Annotated in this window: 15 protein-coding genes and 1 riboswitch; of the genes, 11 read left to right on the forward strand and 4 right to left on the reverse strand. The window is 63.7% G+C overall.

Annotated elements, in window-relative coordinates:
- Positions 1 to 155: 155 nt before the first annotated feature.
- The 6 genes from P0M12_RS17600 (at position 156) to epsC (ending at position 6,666) form a co-directional block, all read left to right on the forward strand.
- Positions 156 to 1,052 carry a GTPase domain-containing protein gene (locus P0M12_RS17600; protein ID WP_007734494.1) on the forward strand — a complete coding sequence of 299 codons (897 nt, stop codon included), beginning with the start codon at positions 156 to 158 and terminating at the stop codon, positions 1,050 to 1,052.
- Between the two features lie 181 nt (positions 1,053 to 1,233).
- The gene (locus P0M12_RS17605) at positions 1,234 to 2,385 is read left to right on the forward strand and encodes a hypothetical protein (RefSeq protein WP_231782974.1); all 1,152 of its coding nucleotides are present in this window, start codon (positions 1,234 to 1,236) and stop codon (positions 2,383 to 2,385) included.
- A gap of 134 nt (positions 2,386 to 2,519) precedes the next feature.
- Positions 2,520 to 2,858 (forward strand): DUF6802 family protein, encoded by a 339-nt coding sequence (locus P0M12_RS17610; protein ID WP_007734497.1) that lies wholly within the window; start codon positions 2,520 to 2,522, stop codon positions 2,856 to 2,858.
- Positions 2,859 to 3,135: 277 nt separating this feature from the next.
- Positions 3,136 to 4,965 carry a phosphoenolpyruvate carboxykinase (GTP) gene (locus P0M12_RS17615; protein ID WP_003945806.1) on the forward strand — a complete coding sequence of 610 codons (1,830 nt, stop codon included), beginning with the start codon at positions 3,136 to 3,138 and terminating at the stop codon, positions 4,963 to 4,965.
- Positions 4,966 to 5,146: 181 nt separating this feature from the next.
- Positions 5,147 to 6,082, forward strand: coding sequence for a cysteine synthase A (gene cysK / locus P0M12_RS17620; RefSeq protein ID WP_003945916.1), 936 nt, complete (start codon positions 5,147 to 5,149; stop codon positions 6,080 to 6,082).
- A 5-nt stretch (positions 6,083 to 6,087) separates the two neighbouring features.
- On the forward strand, positions 6,088 to 6,666 hold the full coding sequence (gene epsC, locus P0M12_RS17625) for a serine O-acetyltransferase EpsC (RefSeq protein WP_003945907.1): 579 nt from the start codon (positions 6,088 to 6,090) through the stop codon (positions 6,664 to 6,666).
- A gap of 58 nt (positions 6,667 to 6,724) precedes the next feature.
- Here epsC and P0M12_RS17630 read toward each other — a convergent pair whose 3' ends face one another.
- The 3 genes from P0M12_RS17630 to P0M12_RS17640 are packed head-to-tail and all read right to left on the reverse strand — an operon-like array spanning position 6,725 to position 8,955.
- On the reverse strand, positions 6,725 to 7,030 hold the full coding sequence (locus P0M12_RS17630; RefSeq protein ID WP_020968582.1) for a hypothetical protein: 306 nt from the start codon (positions 7,028 to 7,030) through the stop codon (positions 6,725 to 6,727).
- Between the two features lie 28 nt (positions 7,031 to 7,058).
- Positions 7,059 to 8,006 carry a cation diffusion facilitator family transporter gene (locus P0M12_RS17635; protein WP_042452614.1) on the reverse strand — a complete coding sequence of 316 codons (948 nt, stop codon included), beginning with the start codon at positions 8,004 to 8,006 and terminating at the stop codon, positions 7,059 to 7,061.
- Positions 8,007 to 8,016: 10 nt separating this feature from the next.
- Positions 8,017 to 8,955 (reverse strand): alpha/beta hydrolase, encoded by a 939-nt coding sequence (locus P0M12_RS17640; protein WP_277376634.1) that lies wholly within the window; start codon positions 8,953 to 8,955, stop codon positions 8,017 to 8,019.
- A 52-nt stretch (positions 8,956 to 9,007) separates the two neighbouring features.
- Here P0M12_RS17640 and P0M12_RS17645 point away from each other — a divergent pair, with 52 nt between their 5' ends.
- From P0M12_RS17645 to P0M12_RS17665, 5 genes are all read left to right on the forward strand, one after another.
- Complete coding sequence (locus tag P0M12_RS17645) at positions 9,008 to 9,616, forward strand: TetR/AcrR family transcriptional regulator (protein WP_081557423.1); 609 nt, start codon at positions 9,008 to 9,010, stop codon at positions 9,614 to 9,616.
- A gap of 16 nt (positions 9,617 to 9,632) precedes the next feature.
- A riboswitch (cobalamin riboswitch) is annotated at positions 9,633 to 9,770 on the forward strand.
- 115 nt (positions 9,771 to 9,885) lie between these two features.
- Positions 9,886 to 10,893 (forward strand): iron ABC transporter permease, encoded by a 1,008-nt coding sequence (locus P0M12_RS17650; RefSeq protein WP_007734507.1) that lies wholly within the window; start codon positions 9,886 to 9,888, stop codon positions 10,891 to 10,893.
- A complete protein-coding gene (locus tag P0M12_RS17655) occupies positions 10,890 to 11,708 on the forward strand; it encodes an ABC transporter ATP-binding protein (protein WP_277376635.1) in 819 nt (272 codons plus the stop codon). Before P0M12_RS17650 ends, P0M12_RS17655 begins: the two co-directional genes overlap by 4 nt.
- Entirely contained in the window at positions 11,705 to 12,766 is a 1,062-nt protein-coding gene (locus P0M12_RS17660; RefSeq protein WP_070162151.1) for an ABC transporter substrate-binding protein, read from the forward strand. The genes P0M12_RS17655 and P0M12_RS17660 overlap by 4 nt, the downstream gene beginning before the upstream one ends.
- Positions 12,763 to 13,464, forward strand: a complete 702-nt coding sequence (locus P0M12_RS17665; RefSeq protein WP_277376636.1) for a (2Fe-2S) ferredoxin domain-containing protein — start codon at positions 12,763 to 12,765, stop codon at positions 13,462 to 13,464. The genes P0M12_RS17660 and P0M12_RS17665 overlap by 4 nt, the downstream gene beginning before the upstream one ends.
- A gap of 330 nt (positions 13,465 to 13,794) precedes the next feature.
- On the opposite strand, the gene P0M12_RS17670 is transcribed toward P0M12_RS17665, so the two are convergent.
- Entirely contained in the window at positions 13,795 to 15,240 is a 1,446-nt protein-coding gene (locus tag P0M12_RS17670; protein ID WP_003945530.1) for an aldehyde dehydrogenase, read from the reverse strand.
- Between the last annotated feature and the right edge of the window lie 2 nt (positions 15,241 to 15,242).

Below are 15,242 nucleotides of genomic sequence, written 5' to 3' on the forward strand. Positions count from 1 at the left end.
TTCCACGGAAAGTCCTGAAACCGTCGACTTCGGACTGTCGGCGAAAGGGCGGTGTCACCTGCCGTCCTTGCCGAGAACCTGACAGAATCTCACCGACACGATGGGGACGTGGGGTGGGGATGAACACAGGATTTGCATGCAGTAATTGGTCACGAATGTTGCCCGCAGAATCGATCGACGACGCCTGCGTGGAGCCGATCGATCAGTTGCGCGCTCTGGCATATCGGCTGACATCGATCGATTCGGGAGCCGCCGAGGCGGTTCACTCGGTGCTCGGATCGCTGACAGCGCCGCTCGAATTGGTGGTCGCCGGGCGAGCCGGGGTGGGGCGGTCGTCGTTGGCGCGGATCCTGGGGCGCGACGACCGGTTCTCGCGCAGAGTTGTCGGCGCACCGGTTGTGGTGACCGAGTCGAGGGCATTCGATGTCCCTGGAACGTCGAACCCCGATCTGGGTCGTCGTTGCGTTGTCTACGTGGTGGTCGACGCGGTCCGCGACGTCGACGGCCGAGCCATTGCTCGAGTTTCCGATCGTGTGGTCGTCGCTGCGAACAAGGCTGACTTGTTCGGTCCGCGCTGGGACGAGGCGCTGGGACGGGCGGCGGAAATCTCGGAGAACGTCGGCGTGCCCACGGTTCCGGTGGAGACACTGACCGGGCGCGGCGTCGAAGAGTTGTTCGCGGCTCTCGGACCTGTTCTGGAGGCGCAGTGGTGGGGCCGGGTCGAGCAGATCGGCCCGGCGCTGAGGCGATCTGCCTCGCGCAGCATTGCGGGCAGGGACGAGATCGAGTTGTATCTGAGTTCGGACTCCGCGGTGTTGTTCGGCGCTGCGGCGGCGATGATGAGCCCCGAAATTCGAGCCCTGCGTCAAGGCGAGCCTCCCGATCCTCGTACCGCTGACGACGCGGGCACGTGCAGCCGGTGGTGGGGCGAGCTCGTGGACGAGTCGGAACAGTGTCCGCAACAAAGGGTCTCACTGATTCGACGCGGGTATGTGCGTCGGTGGGCGCAGCTCGGAGGCGATCGCTCTGCCCCGGCGGTGACCGATGAATAGCGTTTCGGTACTTCCGGATTCGGTGCTGCGCGTGGTGCAGCGATGGAATCCGGCATCCGATCCGGGTCGCCAGGTCGCCGCCGAAACATGCAGGGGCACTCGCATTTACGTTGTCGGTCCACCAAGGTGTGGACGGGAAGACGTCGCGCAGATGTTCGATGCTTCGGATGATTGTTCGTCAGTGACACGCGAGGTGGACGCCGACGTCGTACTTCTGGTCGTCGATGCCGCCAGTGTGATCGGACGCGAGGATCTCCTTCTCCTCGGCGACGCTGCGGCGAGCGGAACCCCGGTGGTGGTGGCGCTGACCCGCGTCGACGTCTATCGAGACTGGCAGGCGGTGCGCCGGCGTGATGCCGAGATTCTCGCTTCGCACTGCACCGCTTTTGCGCAGGCTCCCGTGGTCCCGATTGCGCCTGGTCAGGAGCAGTCGCTCGTTGCGGTCGTGAGCCGGGCGGCACGGGAGAGGGAAGCAGGTGGTTCGGATTCCGGAGTCATCGCACAGACGCGCCGGATGATCGAGATGGAGATCCGGAATCTACGTGACGGTGTTCCTGGTGCCGAACTGCGGGCAGAGCGATCGCAGCTGCTCGCAGACCGTGACGGCCGGCGAGGCGAACGCCTGGTGCAGGTGCGAAGCCGACTGCAACGAGCGCGCGGGGATCTGTCACAACAAATCGCCGAGGCAACCCGGGCGACGGTCGCCGGGGCACGTGCCTGGGTCGACACGGCCTCGCGAGCCGAATTGGGCAGCGTGCCGACGCGACTGCAGCACGAGGTCGACCACCACACCCGGGTGTTCGACGCCGCGATGGCGGCAGCGGTGGAAGTGGCGGGCACGACCGGATACATGCCTTCCCCACGGATTCCGGAGGGCCCGCCGCGCCGTCAGCGCGGAAACGAGGACCGGGTGACAATTCTTGTCGGCGCGTCCGCGGGTCTCGGCCTCGGCCGTATCGCAGTGACTCCGCTGGAAATGATTCCGGCCTTGGAGTTCGCAAGTATCCCCGTGACGTTGATTCTGGGTGGCGCCGCGGCGTGGTGGTTGGCGCGAACTCGCGGGCTGACGGCGGATCGTGCCTACTCCAGGTCGTGGATTGTCGAATCGATGTCGACGGTTCGCGCACAGTGGGAGCAGCGAGTCCAGAGTGTTCTGCTTGAGGCCGAGGCGGATCTGGGAGCGGCGATCATGGCGGAGAGCCGCGAGCAGGTGGCGTCGGCGCAGGCCCGAATCGTGGAGATCGACGGTGAACTTCGTGAGCTCGCCGCGGCCAGATCGGGTCAGCTCGCGTCGTGCGAGCGCGACCTCGCCGTTTTGAACGCCGCCTACTGATCATTCCGCGAGTGCAGAGTTCTCCACAGTGCCGCAATTTCGGCCTCGACTGATCGTCGGGGTCTGGTAATACTGAGCGGACGGTTTCGGTAGGGGTTGCCGAAGCAGTAGGTCACCATCCAGTAGGGGGAGTAATGGACGCATTTCTGATCACGGCCGGACACATCGACGGGCACGAAGCCGAAGCGCTCGATCCTGGGCGTATCGAGCCCGAGGCCTTCGGGCCCGCGTCGGGACCGGTCGATGCCGGCGACCTGAACTTCGACGCCTTCGACTTGGACGGTGACGGAACGGTCGACAGCCGTGTCGTCCACTCCGACGACGCCGTCGTGATCGTGTCCGATTTCGATCGCGACGGTAGCGCCGATCGCCTCACGATGATCGACTCGGACGGCGACTACTCGGCCTGGGAATGCAGTCGAGACGACGAAGGCGCCCTCGTGTGGCAGAAAATCGATGCCGGAGCGCTCTGAAAAGCTTCCGTTTATGTGCTCTGAGCGCCGGGTAGGCACCTGAACACACCAACTGAATCGTTTCTGTGACATTTCTGACCGCACCCGATTACCTGCAGGTGAACAGCCAGCGTTAACCTCAATACATAGGACACCCGGCGTCCGTGAAATCCACGTGAGTGGATGACGCGGCTGGACCCCGTCGAGAGGGGGACACCGGGATCGACTGGTATCGGGGCGCTGCAGTTCGCATCCGGTGTCACGAGAACCCGGTTCCGGCTCACCCCAGGAGAGTTTGATGACCTCAGCGACCATTCCCGGTCTCAATGGAACTGACGGCACGCCCCCCACGCAGCACAAGGAACTGCTTGCATGGGTGCAAGAGGTTGCCGAACTCACCCAGCCTGATCGCGTCGTCTTCGCAGACGGCTCGGACGAAGAATGGGACCGACTGACAACGAAGTTGGTCGAGGCAGGAACCTTCACCCGCCTCAACGACGAGAAGAAGCCGAACTCTTTCCTCGGCAACTCCGATCCGTCCGATGTCGCGCGAGTCGAATCGCGTACGTACATCTGCTCGAAGGAAGAAATCGACGCAGGTCCCACCAACAACTGGATGGACCCGGCGGAGATGCGCACCCTCATGGGTGACCTGTACCGCGGTTGCATGCGTGGACGCACCATGTACGTCGTGCCGTTCTGCATGGGCCCCCTCGACGCCGAGGACCCGAAGCTGGGCGTCGAGCTCACCGATTCCGAGTACGTCGTCGTCTCCATGCGCGTCATGACCCGCATGGGCAGCAAGGTTCTCGACAAGCTCGGCACCGACGGGTTCTTCGTCAAGGCGCTGCACTCGCTGGGCGCTCCGCTGGCCGAAGGCCAGGAAGACGTCGCGTGGCCGTGCAACGACACCAAGTACATCACCCACTTCCCCGAGGATCGTGAGATCTGGAGCTTCGGTTCCGGCTACGGCGGAAACGCTCTCCTGGGCAAGAAGTGCTACTCGCTGCGTATCGCCTCGGCAATGGCGCACGACGAGGGCTGGCTGGCCGAGCACATGCTCATCCTCAAGCTCATCTCGCCCGAGGACAAGGCCTACTACATCGCGGCGGCATTCCCCTCCGCTTGTGGCAAGACCAACCTCGCGATGATCCAGCCGACCATCCCCGGGTGGCGCGCCGAGACCCTCGGTGACGACATCGCCTGGATGCGTTTCGGTGAGGACGGACAGCTGTACGCCGTCAACCCGGAATTCGGTTTCTTCGGCGTGGCTCCCGGCACCAACTGGTCCTCGAACCCCAACGCCATGCGCACCATCGACCAGGGCAACACGGTCTTCACCAACGTCGCTCTGACGGACGACGGTGACGTCTGGTGGGAAGGCCTCGAAGGCGACCCGCAGCACCTGATCGACTGGAAGGGCAACGAGTGGACGCCCGAGTCGGGCACCCATGCGGCTCATCCCAACTCGCGTTACTGCACCCCGATGTCGCAGTGCCCGATCATGGCTCCCGAGTGGGACGACCCGAAGGGCGTGCCGATCTCGGCAATCCTGTTCGGCGGACGCCGCAAGACGACGGTTCCGCTGGTCACCGAGGCTCGCGACTGGCAGCACGGCGTCTTCATGGGTGCAACGGTCGGCTCCGAGCAGACCGCAGCAGCCGAAGGCCAGGTCGGTACGGTTCGCCGCGATCCGATGGCAATGCTGCCGTTCCTCGGCTACAACGTCGGTGACTACTTCCAGCACTGGATCGACCTCGGCAAGTCCGCGGACGCGTCCAAGCTCCCCAAGGTCTTCTACGTCAACTGGTTCCGCCGCGGCGACGACGGACGCTTCCTGTGGCCAGGCTTCGGCGAGAACTCCCGCGTCCTGAAGTGGATCGTCGAGCGTATCGAGCACAAGGCTGCCGGTATCGACACCCCGATCGGCGTCGTTCCCACCGGATCGGCACTCGACATCGAAGGACTGGACGTGTCGGACGCCGACATCACCGAGGCCCTCGCGGTCAACATCGACGAGTGGAAGGCCGAGATCCCGCTCATCGAAGAGTGGTTCGACTTCGTCGGCGAGAAGCTGCCGACCGGCATTCGCGACGAGTTCGAAGCTCTGAAGCAGCGGTTGGCCTGATAAACCGCCCCCGTATGTAGTGGCCTGATGCCGCATTGGTTCAATTTGATGAACCGATGCGGCATCGGTCGTCTGTATGCCCTTGCCTGTAGCCGTTAAGCAGTTCAGCCGTTATGCAGTTCAGCCGTAAAGCAGTGATCAGCGAGCGGGTCGACACACTCGATCCTCAGGAGGACCAGATATGAGCGGGATCTACAACAACGTGACCGAATTGGTCGGGCGCACCCCGATCGTGCGGCTCAACCGTCTGACCGAGGGCCTGGACGCACAGGTCGCCGTCAAGCTCGAGTTCTACAACCCGGCCAACAGCGTCAAGGACCGGATCGGCGTGGCGATCATCGACGCCGCCGAGAAGTCCGGAGCACTCAAGCCCGGTGGCACGATCGTCGAGGGAACCAGCGGTAACACGGGTATCGCACTCGCCATGGTCGGTGCTGCTCGTGGCTACAAGGTCATCCTGACCATGCCCGAGACCATGTCCACCGAGCGTCGCGTGATGCTGCGTGCTTACGGCGCCGAGATCGTGCTGACCCCGGGATCCGAGGGCATGGCCGGTGCGGTCGCCAAGGCCAAGGAAATCGTCGAGCAGACCGAGAACGCCGTCTCGGCCAGCCAGTTCGCGAACCCGGCCAACCCGGCCATCCACGAGGCAACGACGGGCGAAGAGGTCTGGGCCGACACCGACGGCGCCGTCGACATCTTCGTGTCCGGCATCGGCACCGGCGGCACCATCACCGGCGTCGGACGCACCCTTCGCAAGTACAAGCCCGAGGTCAAGATCGTGGGCGTCGAGCCCATCGACTCGCCGATCCTCAACGGTGGCCAGCCCGGCCCCCACAAGATCCAGGGAATCGGCGCGAACTTCGTGCCCGACGTCCTCGATCGCGAGATCTACGACGAGATCATCGACGTCTCGTTCCCCGATTCCATCGAGGTCGCTCGCGCACTCGGCACCAAAGAAGGCATCCTGGGCGGCATCTCGTCCGGCGCCATCGTCTGGGCAGCACTCGAGTTGGCGAAGCGTCCGGAAAACGCCGGCAAGCTGATCGTGGCTGTCGTGTGTGACTTCGGCGAGCGTTACATCTCCACCCCGCTGTTCGAACACATCCGGGACTGAGACTTGTGAGTATCCTCGGGACAATTCGCGAGGACCTGCAGGCTGCGCGCGGTCAGGATCCTGCCGCGCGCAGCAATGTGGAGAACGCGCTCGTTTATTCAGGGCTGCATGCTATTTGGGCGCATCGGGTTGCACATCGCATGTGGGCCGTCCCTGCGCTACGCGGCCCGGCGCGAGTGCTCTCGCAGCTGACACGCTTCGTCACCGGCATCGAGATTCATCCCGGTGCCACCATCGGTCGACGGTTCTTCATCGACCACGGCATGGGCGTCGTGATCGGGGAGACGGCCGAGGTCGGTAACGACGTGATGCTCTATCACGGCGTCACTCTCGGTGGTCGCTCGCTCGAACAGGTCAAACGTCACCCGACGCTGGGTGATCGGGTAACCGTCGGCGCTGGTGCCAAGATCCTCGGACCTGTCGTCATCGGTGAAGGTAGCGCTATCGGCGCCAATGCCGTTGTCACCAGAGATGTTCCGGCCGAATCCATCGCGACGGGTATCCCGGCGGTGGCGCGGCCACGGACCACCAAGGAAAAACTGGTGGACCCGAACAGCTACATCGATCCGGCGATGTACATCTGAAGCACTCCTTCTTCGATGGCCACCCTCGTGTAGACGGCGGGTGGCCGTCGGCGTCTGTTCAGGCTCGCGTCAGGTGCCACCCGCGACGTCCCAGTACGACGGCCGTCGCAGCGCCCAATGCTGCTCCGATCAGGGGATAGCAGGCCAGGACGAGCCAGCGTGGATTGTCCGATCGGGCGTCGAAAGCGATGTTCAACGACGACTCGTAGTCCCGAGCCATCTGTACGCCGCGCAGTGGTACGTAGGAACCCTGATAGACGATGGTCTCGTCAGGACTGGTCATCACGTCGATCAGACTGCCCACCAGGGGAATTCCCCCGACGACAAATCCCAGAACCGCCAGAATCACGATCAGTGCGCGCATCGGACGAGCCTATCGCCCGGCCGGAAGTTCAGACTGTGATCGACGGTTCTTCGGGGGTCGAGAGGGTCAGGATCGCCCGCACGACACGTGGGCTCTGCTCGAGTGAGCGCTCGAGTTCGCGCAACGTGTGGGCAACTCGGGATTCCGCGTAGTCACCGACCAGGTCGACGCTGGCCACCAGGTAGACCTGTCGCGGCCCGAGGTATTCCATACGCAGGAACGTGATTCGGTTGATCTCGGGCAGTTGGGTGAGAGCTTCGACGGCTGCTGCCCGCAGCGTCGGTGAGGCCTCTTCGCCGACCAGGAAGCGGCGGTTCCGATCTATCAGGATGATTGCGATGACCCCGAGGAGAATGCCGACGAAGATGGAGCCGAGGGCGTCGGGGATGGGTGAACCGGTGACCTGGTGCAACAGAACACCGACGAACGCGATGACCAAACCGATAAGTGCCGCAGCATCTTCGGCGAACACGGCCCGAGTCGTCGGGTCGGATGTGTTGAGTGCCTGGGTCATGACGTCGCGGTTCACGGCGGACGCTTCGTTTCGGAGTTGTTTGTACGCCTGCCGGAACGAGATGCCTTCGAGGATGAACGAGACGCCGAGGACGGCGTAGGCGACACCGAAGTCGGACGCCGGTTCGGAATGGAACAGTTCCTGGATGCCATGAGTGATCGAGACACCCGCGCCGAGTGCAAACAGTCCGAGAGCGGCGAACATCGACCAGATGTATGCCTCCCGGCCGTAGCCGAGTGGCTGGTCTCGGTCGGGAACCCTTTTCGAGCGGCGGTTCGCGATCAGCAGCAGCACTTCGTTGCCGGTATCGGCCCAGGAGTGGGTGGCCTCTGCGACCATCGATGCAGATCCGGTGACGATGGCGGCCGCCGTCTTGGCACCGGCGATCAGCGCGTTCGCCGCAAACGCCAGTACGACCGTCGTGGTGCTCTCGTCGGCCGATGCTTCCGTTTCGGTGCTCACGATTCTCAGGCTAGGCGGGTGACGACGGTTTCGTGCGGTGACGCTCGGCGACGGAGTGCAGCAGTGTGGCGACGGCGTCGTGGAACTGCGTCAGGCCCGGCTCTTCGACGGGAAAGTGCCCGCACCCGTCCAGCATCACGAATTCGGTGGGTGCGTTGATGCGGCGGAGGAACTGCAGGCTCAGTTCGGGTGGCGTCCATCGGTCGTCGGCCGGGTGGGTGAGCAGAACGGGCGTCGTCCGAAATGCTTCGGGTGCGGTGTGCTCGAACGAGAAGTAGCTACTGAGGAATCCGAGTGGCACCCGAACACTGCCACCGCGCGGATCGGTTGCGCACAGCGTTGCGAGCTCCCGATTGCTGCTCATGTTCGTCACGTCGGCGACCCAACGGATGGGCACGCGGATACGGCCCACCAGTCGTTCGGTGCGCCGCATCAGGGGAGCGCCGTAGACACCCATCGGGCCGAACCGCGCCGCGGCAGCTCTGGCCGATGGATCCGAGGGATCGAGCAGGCAGGTAGCGACGACGGCGTCGGCCAGACCGGTCCGCGCGGCCACCTCGTAGGCCAGCAGACCGCCGATGCTGGCGCCCAACAACACAAGCGGCCGATCGTCGGCCGCCTTCTCGGCCCGGACGAGATCGCAGAGGAGATCGACCCACTGCTCGTACCGGACGCCGGCGGGATCGGCTACGACGGTGTCGCCGTACAGCGGAAGATCAGGGAAGAGGACTTCGGCTCCGAGTTTCACGCCGATCCCGGCGAACGGCCACAACGCGCCCGAGTAGCCGCCGGCGCCGTGGATGCCGAGAACACGAACCGGCGCGTCTGGAACCACGGCCCGTGCGACGTGGACGGTGTTGCCGTTCCACTCCCACCACGTCGGGGTCGGCGCCGGCATGTGGTCGGTGTACCGGTCGGGCATAAACTTCGAGTAATCGGCGCTGGTCACCTACACAATTCTCGGTATCGGCGTCGCGGCTGACAACTCGCATCGGAGGACCGTGTCGACTCGGCGGAAAAGGCCCTCCCAGCAGCGCTCGAGGGCTACCTACGACGCGATCCTGGAGGCAGCTACTCGCGTTTTCGCTTCGGAAGCCATGGCAGCGACCACCAACCGGATCGCTGACGAAGCAGGGGTGTCGGTGGGCTCGCTCTACCAGTATTTCGGCGACAAGTACGAGATCCTCTCGGAGTTGGCGAACCGTCACGTGAGTGCTGCGCGGGAGAGTTTTGCTCTCTGCCTTGCCGACATCGTCGAGCGTGAGCTCTCCCCGGACGAGGCCGTCCGGATGTTGGTGGAGTGCGCGGTCGAAGTGAACAGTAAGCCGCGAGAGTTCTTTCACCTGCTCTACGATCAGGTTCCGCGTACGCGTGAGCTCATCGAGCAGGTCGAAGAAATGAATCGTCAACTGGTACTAGGCTTTTCGGAGTGCCTCCAGAGCCACGGTTTCAGTGCGGAGGATGCGTTGCTGACGTCGCGGCTGACCGTGACTGCCGTGGACAGTCAGGTGCATCGGGTTGTGCTGGAATCGGATTCACCCGAAGAACTTCGAGTGCGAACGGAAGCCGTCGTACGGCACGCGAGATCGATGATCGGGTCGCAACCTTGATCCGGTGTCGAGAATGGTGACCACAGTCCGTTATGGTTCTGACGTCATCATCGAGGTAATGGGAAGTCGGTGCAATTCCGGCGCGGTCCCGCCACTGTGAGGTCGTCCCTGCGTCGACCGTAGCCAGATACCACCCTCGTTGACGTTGTGTCATGCCACGAGGATGGATCGGTCACACCATGAATGCTGTTGGCGGAGCTCTGTCTCCACCTACCCACCTGCCTTCGCCGAAGGCTGGTGCGCCTCGAGGACGGCTCAGTCCGGGTATCGTGCTGCCCGCTCTGCTGGTCGTCGCCGTGCTCTCTGCTGTGTGCGCGTTGGCATTCGGATCCGAGATGCTCCCCGTGTCCACTGTGGTGGACGTGGTGCACTCGCGCTTCGGAGGCCCACCCGTCACGCGTTCCGAACTTGCGATCGTGTGGGGGATCAGAGCACCTCGGGTACTGCTCGGTCTGGCCGTCGGCGCTGGTCTTGCCGTCGCCGGCGCGGTGGTGCAAACCCTCGTCCGTAACGCTCTTGCCGATCCCCACCTGCTGGGAGTGTCGTCCGGCGCGAGTGTCGGTGCCACCGCCGTCATCACCACCGGACTGTTCGCCGGCGCGGGAGTGTGGGCGCTCAGTTTCGGCGCGATGATCGGGGCGTTGGGAGCTGCGATTCTCGTCTTCACCATCGCGACGCTGCAAGGCGGTATCACTCCACTGCGATTGGTTCTGACCGGCACCGTTACCGCATCCGCCCTGTCGGCGATCGCGAGTTTTCTGGTGCTGCGTACCAATGATTCCCAGGCCGCGCAGTCCGTATTGTTCTGGCTCCTGGGAAGTTTGGCCGGGGCATCCTGGGACAAGTTGTGGGCGCCGGTCATCGTTGTGTTCCTGCTGACGGCAGCGGTGTTCGCGCTGCACGGTTGGCTGGACGCGCTGGCGGCCGGGCCGGACGTCGCGGCTTCGCTCGGTATTCCCATCCGAACCCTGCGAAACGTGCTGTTCGGCGTGCTGGCAGCGTTGGTCGGCACGATGGTTGCGGTGTCCGGCGCGATTGCCTTCGTAGGCCTGGTCATACCGCACGTCACACGCATGCTTGTCGGAGCCAGACATCGAGTGGTGTTGCCGGCGGCAGCGCTGATCGGCGCGTCGTTCCTGGTGTGGGTCGACGTCGTGGCGCGGACCTCGTTGCGGCCGACCGAGATCCCGCTGAGCGTGGTGACCGGGGTGATCGGTGCACCGCTGTTTCTCCTGCTTCTCGGCCGTCGGCGCTACCGATTCGGTGGCAGTTCGTGAGCGCCCGAGCCCTGGCGCTGACCGCGTCCGGAGTAGTTGTCCGCATCGACCGTCGAACCATCGTCAAAGGTGTCGACATCGCGGCCGACGCCGGCGCAGTGGTCGGCGTGGTTGGTCCGAACGGCTCGGGCAAGTCGACGTTCTTGCGTGTTCTCGCCGGTCTCGGGCCGATCGCCGGCGGTGACATTCGTGTCGGCGGCGACTCCGTGCACGCGATGCCCGCGCGGTCGCGGGCCAAAGCCATTTCCTTTGTGGCGCAGGAAGAGCAGAGTCCCGCCGATTTGTTGGTTCACGAGTACGTGAGTCTGGGCCGCACACCACATGCAAAGCCCTGGAGCGTCGGTGGAAAGCACGGGAATGCCGTCGTCGATCGTGCTCTGGGCGAGGTCGGAATGATCGAGCACCGGTTCTCTTCGATGGACACGCTTTCCGGCGGTGAGCGTCGGCGGGTGTTTCTCGCCCGAGGTCTCGCGCAGGACGCCGGTGTGCTCATCCTCGACGAGCCGACCAATCATCTCGACATCCGGCATCAACTCGAACTGCTCGATCTGGTCCGGTCGTTGGACCGGACGGTGATCATGGCACTGCACGACCTCGATTTGGCTGCGGCAGTGTGCGATCGGGTGCTCGTGCTCGCGGATGGAGTGGCCAGGGCGTTCGGACATCCATCCGACGTACTCACCACCTCGGTGGTGGCAACTGTTTTCGGCGTCGAGACTTTCGAACTCGTGAACCCCGCGACAGGCCGTTCACACCTCGTATTCGAATCACGAAATTCTCAACCACAACAATCATTTTCGGAGAGTGCACTTTGATACAGGTCAAGACCCGCGCGTCGTTCGGTGCGGTTGTAGCCGCGACAGCGTTGTTGACAGTTGCCGGCTGCTCGGCAACTGCACCGGTGGACGAAGCTGCAGACAAGACTTCGGTCACGCTGGAGAACTGCGGAACGGAAAGCACTTTCCAACTTCCGATCGAAAAGGTTGTTGCCACAAGCAATGCGGCCAATATCGGTACCATTCTCCGAGTCGGCGGTCTGGATCGTCTCGCTGCCGTCGTGTTGAACACGAACAACGACGCGGTCATGGACTCGATGTTCGGTCCCGGAATCGCCGACGTCCCACACCTGGACGGAACGATCACGATGGAGACGATTCTGGGTAAGCAGGCGGACCTGGTGGTCGGCTCCTACAGCGGCTTGTTCAAGGGCGCCTCCGGTGTGACGCCGGAATCGCTGCAGAGCAACAACATCGATGCATATGTGATCTCCGATAGTTGTCGGCAGAGTGCCGCAGCGGATTCCGCGCTCGGCACGATGGGTCCGTGGGATGCCCTTCGTGCGGACGTGACCAATTACGGAAAGCTGTTCGGAACCGAGGACATCGCCGCCGAGGCATTGACCGAATTGGATTCACGTTCGGCACGTCTGGAGTCCGCGCCAGATGCCGCCGACAAGCCGAAGGTTTTGATCTACGACAGCGGTGAAGAAGATCTGTACACCAGCGGAGGCAACGGAGCCCCCAACGGAATCATCGACGTCGCCGGGGGAACCAACGTGTTCGCCGACGTCGACAACACCTGGTTCAAAGCGAGCTGGGAGACCGTCGCGAAGGCAGAACCCGACGTCATCGTGATCATGGACTACAAGAAGAGTGCCGACGAAGTGCAGGGCAAGATCGACGCGATCAAGAGCCGAGAAGGCCTGCGTGACCTCGACGCAGTCAAGCAGAACCGTTTCGTCGTACTCCCGCTCGCCATGTTCACCAGCGGGTTCCCCAATATCTACGGCGCGGAACAGTTGCGCGCGAAGATCGAAGAGTTCGGGCTGGCTCCGTCGAGCAGCATCGACTGGACAACCGCGCCGTCGGCATGAGCAACAACCGGTGCTCGCGTCGGGTGATTGTCGTACTGCGGCCGACCGTCAGCGGCCTCGACGAGTCGGCCGCGCGACGGATGTTCGACGCTGTTCAGGCGGGCACCGACGCCGACGTTCGCGTTGCGTACCTCGATGTCTCCTCACCGAGCCTTCACGAGGAACTCGATCGAGCCCATGTCGATGACGTCGACAAGGTCGTGTTGATTCCAGTTGCGGTGCCGAGGGATCGGTACCTGCTCACGTGGACAAGCAAGGCGGTTGCGAACTGGCGCGAAACCCGAATCGACGCCGAACTGGAAGTGACGCTCCACGAATCGGAAACGCTCGAAGGTGCGGTGGCCGGGCAGGTGATCGACGAACTCGACTCGGCGGGAAAGCCGATCACCGCGAGTCCGGCGTCGTATCGCAGTCCGGCGTGGTCCGTGATCGAGCAGCACGATAGGCATCTGTTGGTGTGCAAGGGCCCTCGCTGTATGGCGTACGGAGCAGGACCGTTGCACCGGGCGATGAGCGCGGCGGCCAAAGGTACCTCGTCGAAGGTGACCGGAACCGGTTGTCTGAGCCCGTGCAACCTGGGGCCGTTGGTGATCGCGAACCCCGGCGGTACCTGGTTCGGGCACGTGGACGCCGGTGATGCCGAGGCCTTGGTCTCCGGTCAGGAGAATCAATTGGTGGATCACGTTCTGGACCGGTAGATATAGGTCGGCGAAACAGAGAACCCGCTGAGCGCGAAGTGCGCTCAGCGGGTTCTGTTGTCCTGTCTCAGGAACCGAAGGGAAGGGTTCCCGGCGGGATCTGGTATCCACTGCTGCCGACGGAGGCGCTGCCCCAGAGTGCGAGGAAAGCGTTGATGGCGTTGGTGAGCATATGAATGTCCTTTGTGAGATGACTGATTCGTTTTCGACGGTACCGGGTGGATCTGTGGATTCGCTGGGAGTTGGCACCCATTTCATGGGGCTGGCACCCGTTCCGGCAGGTCGGAACGGGTGCCAACTGTCAGCAAAGGGTGCCAACTCCCGGGTGGGTCAGCCCACGTAGCCGGGCGGCATGAGTACGGACTTGGTCTCGCAGAAGGCTTCGAGGCCCTCAGGTCCGTTCTCGCGCCCGATACCGGAGTTCTTGTAACCACCGAACGGCGATCCGGGATCGAAGGCGTACCAGTTGATCGCGTAGGTACCCGTGCGGATCTGCGCAGCAACTTCGAGTCCGTGATCGATGTCGGTGGTCCACACCGATCCGGCGAGGCCGTAATCCGAATCGTTGGCGATCTTGATGGCCTCGTCCTCGGAGTCGTACGGGATCACCGAGAGAACGGGTCCGAAGATCTCCTCGCGTGCGATGGTCATCGAGTTGTCCACGTCGGCGAAGATGGTCGGCTCGACGTACCAGCCCTTGTCCAGGCCGGCGGGGCGTCCACCACCGAGTACGACGCGCGCGCCTTCTTCCTTACCCTTGGCGATGTAACCCTCGACGCGCTCGCGCTGCTTCTCGGAGATCAGCGGGCCGAGTTGTGCTGCGGGATCGGACGGATCGCCGACGGTCATGAAGCCTGCGGCGGTCTTCATTCCCTCGATGACCTCGTCGTAACGCGAACGGGGAGCGAGGATTCGGGTCTGAGCGACACAGGCCTGACCGGTGTTCATCAGGCCGGACATGACAAGCATCGGCATTCCGGCGGCGATGTCGGCGTCCTCGAGGATGATCGCGGCGGACTTGCCACCCAGTTCGAGGGAGCAGCGCTTGAGGTTCTGTGCGGCGATGGCACCGATCTTGCGGCCGACGGCACTGGATCCGGTGAACGTGATCTTGTCGATGCCCGCATGAGAGACCAGGTATTCGCCGGTCTCGGCTCCGCCGGGGAGCACGGAGATGACGCCTTCTGGAACGCCTGCCTCGGTGAAGATCTCGGCGATCACGTGGACGGAGAGAGGGGATTCGGGTGCGGGCTTGAGCAGTACGGTGCAGCCGGCGAGCAGTGCGGGGGCCAGCTTGTTGATCGCCAGGAACAGCGGGACGTTCCAGGCCAGCACGGCGGCGACGACGCCGACGGGCTCACGGGTCACCTTGGTCTGCCCGAATGCGCCGGTGCGCTTCTCTTCCCACGCGAACTTGTCGGCCAGCTCGGCGTAGTAGCCCAGCGTCGCCATCGACGGGGTCTGCTGCATCATGCCGACCATGGCGGGCGGCTGGCCCATCTCGTTGGAGATGAGCTGGTTGATCTCCGCGCTGCGCTCTTCGATCAGCTTGGCGGCCTTGGCGAGGATCGCGCCGCGCTCGGCGGGGGTGGTGCGTGACCACGGTCCCTCGAACGCCGCGCGGGCTGCGGACACGGCCGCGTCGATGTCTGCCGGTGCTGCGATGGGACAGCTGCCGACGCGCTCCTCCGTTGCGGGAGAGAACACTTCGAGTACCTGGTCAGTGGCCGGGGCCACCCATGCTCCACCGATGTAGAGCTTGTCGTAGTCAGTCATCA

Source organism: Rhodococcus sp. RCBS9, assembly GCF_029457415.1.
Classification (GTDB): Bacteria; Actinomycetota; Actinomycetes; order Mycobacteriales; family Mycobacteriaceae; genus Rhodococcus_F; species Rhodococcus_F qingshengii.

Excerpts from the sequence above, each read along its gene's own strand:
- P0M12_RS17630 (WP_020968582.1), bottom strand. The coding sequence starts at position 7,030 with ATGCGCGCACTGATCGTGATTCTGGCGGTTCTGGGATTTGTCGTCGGG.
- cysK (WP_003945916.1), top strand. The coding sequence starts at position 5,147 with ATGAGCGGGATCTACAACAACGTGACCGAATTGGTCGGGCGCACCCCG.
- P0M12_RS17600 (WP_007734494.1), top strand. The coding sequence starts at position 156 with ATGTTGCCCGCAGAATCGATCGACGACGCCTGCGTGGAGCCGATCGAT.
- P0M12_RS17610 (WP_007734497.1), top strand. The coding sequence starts at position 2,520 with ATGGACGCATTTCTGATCACGGCCGGACACATCGACGGGCACGAAGCC.
- P0M12_RS17665 (WP_277376636.1), top strand. The coding sequence starts at position 12,763 with ATGAGCAACAACCGGTGCTCGCGTCGGGTGATTGTCGTACTGCGGCCG.
- P0M12_RS17615 (WP_003945806.1), top strand. The coding sequence starts at position 3,136 with ATGACCTCAGCGACCATTCCCGGTCTCAATGGAACTGACGGCACGCCC.
- P0M12_RS17670 (WP_003945530.1), bottom strand. The coding sequence starts at position 15,240 with ATGACTGACTACGACAAGCTCTACATCGGTGGAGCATGGGTGGCCCCG.